Source organism: Staphylococcus sp. 510, assembly GCF_057219715.1.
In genome coordinates, this window is the sequence record NZ_JBXVVK010000025.1 from 1 (window position 1) to 7,197 (window position 7,197).

Sequence of the window (7,197 nt, forward strand, 5' to 3'; positions counted from 1 at the left end):
ACATTAAAGGCATAGTTTTGCCACATTAAAGGCATAGTTTTGCCACATTAAAGGCATAGTTTTTTTGTTGTTATGCCTATCGTTCTATGTTACTGTATAAAAAAGCTTTAATACATAATATTATAGAATTTAAAAGGCATGGTTTTTTTTTTGTTATGCCTTTGTTAAAAGGAGAGTTATTATATGAGCGGAGAAACTGTTATTTACAAAAATGAAATGAATTTAGTTCCATTAAGACGCTTTACTGCTACTGAAATTAACTTATTTTTTGCTATGTGTAATAAGCTCAAAGAACAAGATACTAATACACTTCATTTATCTTTTGATGAACTCAAAGAATTAAGTAATTACAGTCCAGAAACTCGTAACATTAACAGGTTTGTAGATGATCTCCAAAGAGTTTACGATAAGATGTTAGATATCAGATATACTATTAGAACTGAAACAAAAATTAAAAAATTTGTCTTATTCTATAAGTATGAAATAGACATATCGGAAAAATATTTAGAAATTGCTACTTCTCCTGATTTAAAATATATCTTAAATTCAATTACGAATAACTTTACTAAATTTGAATTAAAAGAGATGACACACCTTAAATCTACCTATTCAAAAAATATGTTTAGATTACTTAAACAATATAAACATACTGGCTATATGAAGATTAAAATTGAAGACTTTAGAGAACGATTAGATATTCCAGAATCTTATAGAATGTCTAATATTAACCAATTTGTTTTAACACCGATTATCAAGGAGCTCTCTCCAATATTTAATAACCTCAATATCAATAAAATCAAAGCTAAAAAAGGACGTAAAATTGAATGGTTAGAATTTACTTTTGACTCTGAGAAACGCATTCACAGTAAACGACAACCTCAAATGGCAGATATAGGTAAGTCACGACAATATATAAGTCGTGAGAAAACACCAAAATGGTTAGAAGAACGCACATATGAAAAAACAACACAAAATGAGTATGATCCGCAATTAGAAAAAGAACGAGAAGCCTTTTTAAAACAACTTGAAGTCGATTGGGAAGAATAGAAAAAGTTTATAAAGTGAAAGAGTTAATTGAAGAGTGTATAATATCATGATATTATATAAACAACAAATGAATTATAAACTAGCATATACAAAAAAGACACAAGTGCTAGGAACACTCGTGCCTTAGTAAGCCCGTTAAAAAGACGGTAGCCTTTTATAAATTTTGATTAAAATAACCTAGAACTCGGCTAAAGTTGGTAGGTTATTTTTTTTGGTTATTACTAATTAATACTAAACCGATGATGGTTAAAACAATCATCAGCATTTCATAATCAGACAATGCTAGTCCTTTCTAGGAGCAAAAACCAAAACCATAGGCATCACCCCATTTTCATGAGATTAGCCACCATCAATCCAACTTGCTTACATTAATCATTATATATATGTAAGCAAGTTTTTTAAAGTTGTGTTTAAATATATAACTTTTCAAGTGTATGCAACATCTAAATATATCTCACAAGTAAACAAGTTTAATTGTTAACTCGTATACTTGTTTACTATTAAATAAGTATACTGATGATTTGTGTCATTTACACAAGTGTAACTTACATAAATATACAAAATTTCATTTAATGAAAATGCATGAAAACGTGTCATTGGGGTAATGTATAAAAGATGAATATCCTATAATCCGAACCAAAAGGGACAAACGCCGAAATGACGGCGTTTGTCCCTTTTGAGTTAGTTGACATAATTACTGATTATGGGTAGTGACTTTGAATATATTATGTATAAATCACTTGATTGTTCCCCATAATGGCCCTAGTTCTCCTGTACTTTCATTCCAAGTTCTCACTGGTAAATACACTCTTTTTCCACTATTTGTATTATAACCAACCCATACATGACCATCTTGTTTCATAACTTCATCATATTTAATAGTTAAACCTTTTCTTAAAACACCTGACTGAGGCATACTTCTAAACGGTCCTGTTAATCTTGTAATAATATCTGTGTTAGCTGTAAAACTAGCAGATTCAGATTTATATAATGTTCCATATTTATTAGTTTTATAACCATTATTATTTGATGAAGATGTACTATCGCTTCCATAGCCCGCTGATTTTAGAAATGGCATAGGATCTTGTGCTGTATTATTTGAGAATGAATTGGTCATTCTTTGGAAATGCAAATGCGGTGCTGTAGAATATCCTGTATTACCAGACCAACCAATAATTTGTCCAGCTTTAACTTTGTCACCAACTTTAACATTGAACTTACTTAAATGCATATACCATTGTCTATGAACACCGTCATTTTCAACAAGTCCTATTTCATTTCCTCCACCATAATTTGTCCATCCAGCTTCGACTATTTTACCATCTGAAATTGCTCTTACTGGTGTCCCTACATTCATAAAGAAATCAACTCCATAGTGATTTCCGCCATTAATTCCTAAAGGATACGGACCATAACCATAACCTTTTTTATAATTGTTTAACCAACTAGCAGAATGATTAGATTGAGCAGCTTCCCTTACAAAAGTTCTCTCTTGCTCTACTTTTGGCGTATCAGCCTTTGCTGGTGTTTCTTGCTCTACTTTTGGCGCATCAGCTTTTGCTGGTGTTTCTTGCTCTACTTTTGGTGCATCAGCCTTTGCTGGTGTTTCTTGCTCTACTTTTGGTGCATCAGCCTTTGCTGGTGTTTCTTGCTCTACTTTTGGCGCATCAGCTTTTGCTGGTGTTTCTTGCTCTACTTTTGGCGCATCAGCCTTTGCTGGTGTTTCTTGCTCTACTTTTGGTGCATCAGTTTTTGTCGATGCAGAAGCTTCATCATTTACAGTTAAAAATACTGATCCAACTAAAAAAGTTCCTAATCCAATTGACAAAGATTTTACTAAAGTGAATTTCTTATTTGTATCCATAAATTTAAACCTTCTAATATTTAAAATACATTAGTTATAATAACATATAACTAATATGTATAATTTATATTTTAAAATATAAACAAAATCTTTACATTTTATTTAAAATGAGATATTATTTTATAGTAATTAAATATTGGAGGGATACCCAAGTCTGGTTTAAGGGAAATTAATACTATGTATTAATTAGAAGCTTATGCTTGCGTTGGTTCAAATCCTTCTCCCTCCGCTGTAAACTTCATTATTAAACCAAGCATTTTAATGCTTGGTCTTTTTTCTGTATATGTTGCTATACTATTCTCTTAGAAAGTCGGTGTCTTATGAAATTTGTCCAATTATCCGAAACTGAATTTCAAAATTTTGTAAACAATCATTTTTCTCACTATACTCAATCAAGTCAACATTTTTGTTATCGAAATAAATTTCAAAATGACGTTCATTTAGTTGGCGTTAAAGATAATGAAGGAACAGTCATTGCAGCATGTTTATTAACAGAAGCCCAAGCTCTAAAAGTTTTTAAATACTTTTATACTCATCGTGGCCCTGTTTTAGACTTTAAAAACTTTGAATTAGTGAGATTTTTTTATAAAAATTTAACTAGATATCTTAAAAAAAATCGTGGTTTATTTGTTTTAACAGATCCTTATACTTTAGAAAATATAAGAAATGCACAAGGTGAGATATTAACAAGCTATGATAATAGACCTCTGATTAAAACTTTGAAAAATATAGGGTATACACATCAAGGTTATTCCATAGGCTATTCTCAAACGAGTCAAATCAGATGGCTGTCTGTCTTAGATTTAAATAATAAAGATACAGATATGCTTTTATCCGAAATGGATTATCAAACAAGAAGAAATATTAAAAAAACATATGAAATGAATGTTCAAGTGAGAACTTTATCTATTGAAGAAACATCTAGATTTTTCAAATTATTTAAAATGGCAGAAGAAAAACATGGATTTAAATTTAGAAATCAAGATTATTTTGAAAAAATGCAAAAAATATATAATGACAATAGTATGTTAAAACTCGCATATATCAATTTATCCGATTTATTAGAAAAACAAAATAATAAAATAACTCAATTAAACAAACAATACGAAGAAATAATAAGTGTATTAAAAGAAAATCCTAATTCGAAAAAAAATAAAAATAAGGCTAATCAAATTAATCAACAAATTAGTGCACAAAACAGAAAAATAAATGAAACAAAAGAATTAATCAAAACAGATGGTAAAATAATTGATTTAGCTGCAGCTTTCTATATATATAACAATGACGAAGTTTATTATCTTTCAAGTGGATCAAATCCCAAATACAATGCTTATATGGGAGCCTATCGTTTACAGTGGGAAATGATTAAATTTGCTAAACAGAATAACATTCCTAGATATAATTTTTATGGTATTACTGGAGATTTTAGTGAAACAGCTGAAGATTATGGTGTTCAAAGATTTAAAGAAGGGTTTAATGCTTATGTTGAAGAATATATCGGAGATTTTATTAAACCTCTTAGACCCTTTATTTACAAAATATACACTCTACTAAAAAGATAATCTTTTAGATAGTGGCTAGCAATTAGCCACTATTTTTTCGTCAGAAAAAATCCTAAGGGGATTGGGGATAGTCCCCAACAAGCTGGCGCGTCTGCCACGTTAATGGCTAGCAAAGCCAATGCTTGCCAAACCACTATGTTACTTGATGAAATTTAGATTATCATATAATCTAAATTTATATTAAGTAATATCTTTCGTAGAAAGCGTGGTGGGATGTATGAGCGAACAAAAACATTTTGTGGCTAGCGACGCAACTGTTGGGCAAAACCATAAACCCAACCGTAAGGAGCCGAAACAAATTAGTTTTCGTGTGAGCGAATCCGAATATTTAAAGTTAAAGCAGTCGGCTGAAACTTTAAATATGAGTGTGCCGAATTTCGTTAAGAAAAAGGCACAAGGATCTCGATTGGTCGCACCGAAATTGGATAAAACAACGCGACAATCGATAGCCAAGGATTTAAGTAAATTAGGTTCAAATGCCAATCAGATTGCTAAATATTGTAATCAACATCAATATGACGCACCGAATTATGAGGCATTAGAACATAATATTAGTGAATTACGTGAAAGGCTTGATGAGATATGGCAACAACTAAAATAAGTGCAACGAAGTCAACGTCACGTGCCATTAATTACGCTGAGAAACGAGCCGTCGAAAAAAGTGGTTTAAATTGTGATGTCGATTATGCCAAATCGAGTTTCAAAGCCTCTCGTGAATTGTATGGCAAAACGGACGGCAATCAAGGACATGTGATTATCCAATCCTTTAAACCCGATGAAGTGACACCTGAACAATGTAATCAGTTAGGTTTAGAACTTGCTGAGAAAATAGCACCCAATCATCAAGTCACTATCTATACACATAACGATACGGATCATGTACACAATCATATTGTGATTAATGCGATTGATCTTGAGACAGGGAAAAAATTTAACAACAATAAACAAACCTTACGTGATTTAAGAGATTTCAACGATGAAGTCTGTCGTGAACATGGTTTAAGCGTGCCAGAGAAAGACACAGCACGCTTACGTTATACGCAAACAGAAAAAGCGATTGCTGACCCTAATACCAAATCAACAGCCCAATATTCATGGAAAGATGAAATCAGAGAAGTCATAGACCAATCACAAGCCACGAATATGGAGGAATTCAAAGACCATTTAAACCAATATGGGGTTGAAATTGAGCGTGTTACACCCAAAAGCATTACGTATCGACACCGAGCCGAAGATAAAAAAGTGCGTGGGCGTCGATTAGGTGAAGATTACAACAAAGGAGGCATAGAACATGGCTTTGAAAGACAAATTCAACGACGACAACAACAAGAACGAGAATCAGACACCGACTTCCAGCCAAAACGACCAACTTCAAATCGTGATGAACCAACTGAACGAGATACAGGCGTCACTCAATCAGATTGGGACAAATTCGCCCAAGACACAAATGAGCTTGAGCGTAGCCGACAAGCTGCAGAATCAGCAAGACTTGCTCATGAAAAGGCTCGAAGAGATCGAGAAGAGAGAGAACGAGCGAAACAAGCGTCACGAACAATTATTAACGACGATCGAGACCACGGCCTCGAACTTTAATCAAGCAACTCAAACGAACGAAAAACGATTTATGAGTGCAGCGAGACATTATGTACAACGCATTGATACTGATAATTTAAAACAAGATTTTGAACAAGCGATACAAAAAGAACTCAATGACGTAAAAACAGAAACACAAAACATAGTTAAAGAAATGAAAAGCAATCAAGCAGACCTTCAAAAAGCGAATAGCGAATATAAAAAGACAATAGATGAGCGAATTAAAAACAACGAAATAGCTGTTAAACAATATGATCAAGCATTTAATCGTTTAACCAAAGGGATTACTGCTATGTTTTTCATTGTTGCTTTAACTATGGTCGCATTTTTAGTCTTAAGTCCCTTAGGTGACTGGTTAGGTGTTCATCATTTTTACGAATGGATTAACTATGTATTAAAAACAGGGCATTCAGCATGGCGTTATTTCATTCTTTTACTTTATCTTGTCCCTTATCTCTTATTTGGATTGCTTATATATGCCATTTTAAGAGCGTATGAGAGTATTTAACATCAATGTTAATATAAAAGGTGTCCTTATGTATTGAAAACGCTATATAAAGCTTAAAAAGAGAAGGAGAGAAACTATGAAAATTAAAACTTTTGCGACTTTTACTCATCATAAGTTAGATTCACAAGTAAATGATTTTTTAAAAAAAGAAAATATTAAAGTATTAGAAATACAAACAAATAGTAATTGGTTATATATTTCAACTACGATTATTTATGAAAATCTAGAATAGTCGACGCTATTATGCCGAGAAAATTTATTGATGTTGAGAAGAACCCTTAACTAAACTTGCAGACGAATGTCGGCATAGCGTGAGCTATTATGCCGACCATTCGACAAGTTTTGGGATTGTTAAGGGTTCCGAGGCTCAACGTCAATAAAGCAATTGGAATAATGCATCAAAGTTATATAGTTTATTGTTTTTTAATAATAAAAACCAACCACAAATGTGGTTGGTTTCCTTTTTGTATTTTGAATTTGTGAGGGGCGAATTGCCCTGAACTTTTTAATATCTTTTTATAATTCTTTTTAAAACCTTTTTAGGAGGTACTTTAGACATAGAGTGCCAAGGAGTTTAGAATGTTAAAGGCATAGTTTTGCCACATTAAAGGCATAGTTTTGCC

At 32.2% G+C, this 7,197-nt stretch carries 7 protein-coding genes, 1 tRNA gene and 1 pseudogene; 7 read left to right on the forward strand and 2 right to left on the reverse strand.

From position 1 onward, the window contains the following. Positions 1–183 precede the first annotated feature (183 nt). Positions 184–1,047: a replication initiation protein gene (locus AC2D8K_RS12060; RefSeq protein WP_476662715.1), complete on the forward strand. Its 864-nt coding sequence runs from the start codon at positions 184–186 to the stop codon at positions 1,045–1,047. 202 nt (positions 1,048–1,249) lie between these two features. Here AC2D8K_RS12060 and AC2D8K_RS12065 read toward each other — a convergent pair. Next, positions 1,250–1,349, reverse strand: a pseudogene (locus AC2D8K_RS12065) (hypothetical protein). 434 nt (positions 1,350–1,783) lie between these two features. Further along, positions 1,784–2,911, reverse strand: a complete 1,128-nt coding sequence (locus AC2D8K_RS12070) for a peptidoglycan DD-metalloendopeptidase family protein (RefSeq protein ID WP_484698781.1) — start codon at positions 2,909–2,911, stop codon at positions 1,784–1,786. A 138-nt stretch (positions 2,912–3,049) separates the two neighbouring features. On the opposite strand from AC2D8K_RS12070, the gene AC2D8K_RS12075 reads away from it, so the two are divergent. The 6 genes from AC2D8K_RS12075 to AC2D8K_RS12100 all read left to right on the forward strand — a co-directional run bounded on the left by AC2D8K_RS12075 (position 3,050) and on the right by AC2D8K_RS12100 (position 6,806). Next, a tRNA-His gene (locus AC2D8K_RS12075) sits at positions 3,050–3,140 on the forward strand. 91 nt (positions 3,141–3,231) lie between these two features. After that, positions 3,232–4,473 (forward strand): endopeptidase Ale-1 resistance FemAB family serine transferase Epr, encoded by a 1,242-nt coding sequence (gene epr, locus AC2D8K_RS12080; RefSeq protein WP_316605724.1) that lies wholly within the window; start codon positions 3,232–3,234, stop codon positions 4,471–4,473. Between the two features lie 217 nt (positions 4,474–4,690). Continuing rightward, entirely contained in the window at positions 4,691–5,074 is a 384-nt protein-coding gene (locus AC2D8K_RS12085) for a plasmid mobilization protein (RefSeq protein ID WP_476662716.1), read from the forward strand. Next, on the forward strand, positions 5,056–6,066 hold the full coding sequence (locus tag AC2D8K_RS12090) for a relaxase/mobilization nuclease domain-containing protein (RefSeq protein ID WP_476662712.1): 1,011 nt from the start codon (positions 5,056–5,058) through the stop codon (positions 6,064–6,066). Before AC2D8K_RS12085 ends, AC2D8K_RS12090 begins: the two co-directional genes overlap by 19 nt. Before the next feature lie 31 nt (positions 6,067–6,097). Continuing rightward, positions 6,098–6,574: a mobilization protein gene (locus AC2D8K_RS12095; protein WP_311045146.1), complete on the forward strand. Its 477-nt coding sequence runs from the start codon at positions 6,098–6,100 to the stop codon at positions 6,572–6,574. A 76-nt stretch (positions 6,575–6,650) separates the two neighbouring features. Next, complete coding sequence (locus AC2D8K_RS12100; RefSeq protein ID WP_476662714.1) at positions 6,651–6,806, forward strand: hypothetical protein; 156 nt, start codon at positions 6,651–6,653, stop codon at positions 6,804–6,806. Positions 6,807–7,197: the final 391 nt, after the last annotated feature.